Below are 745 nucleotides of genomic sequence, written 5' to 3' on the forward strand. Positions count from 1 at the left end.
CAGCTCAGAATTCACATCGGTGAAAACGTCTTTACCGATTTTGCCGTTGAGATCCAAACCTTGCGATTGCAGTTGGTTGACCTTGTAAGAGAATCCGGTAGCTAAGCGCCCCATTTCATCCAGCAGTTGCGGAATGTGTTTGTCACGCATGTCGAGTAGCGCGCCGATTTTGCCGTCCATGTCGTCGGCCTTAATCGCTTTGATGCCATCGCCTTCGACCATCGCTAGACGTCGTTGGTGCACGTCTGGGTAGCCATCAATCATTTTTAATTGGCTTGCCTCTGTGCCCGACACCAAGGTATGACCATTGCCGATGTGCACGTTGAAACCTTCAGCGTTTTTACGTGGGGTCACGGTGACCTTAGTGTATTCCGACAGCTCAGTAAGCAGCTTTTCATGCTGATCCATCAAATCGTTATGTGGACCAGGAGTGCGCATCATCAAGCGGTGGATGTCACGAATTTCTAGCGCCAGTTGGTTAATGCGCTCAATGCCCATGTCCAATTTTTTATTGGTTACGTCTGACTGCAGTCGCACCGTTTCGTGAAAGTCGTTTAATGTATCTGAAAAGATTTTTGCCTTTTCCAACACAACTTTACGCGCACCTAAATCGTTTGGTGTGTCTGCCATGGTTTTCACAGCATCAAACCACTCGTTGAGGTTTTCTGGGATCTTCTTCGATGCAACAGAGCTCAACATGCTAGAAAGCATGTCTAAGTGATCTTGGGTATCCGTTTTATTCGCA

General features: G+C 47.5%; 1 protein-coding gene. It reads right to left on the bottom strand.

Going from position 1 to position 745, the window contains the following annotated elements; translation table 11 throughout:
- Positions 1–745: FlgK family flagellar hook-associated protein (locus R7O13_RS26555; protein ID WP_412125732.1), on the bottom strand; the 745-nt coding region annotated here is incomplete at both ends.

It is taken from the genome of Vibrio sp. Y176 (assembly GCF_033438945.1).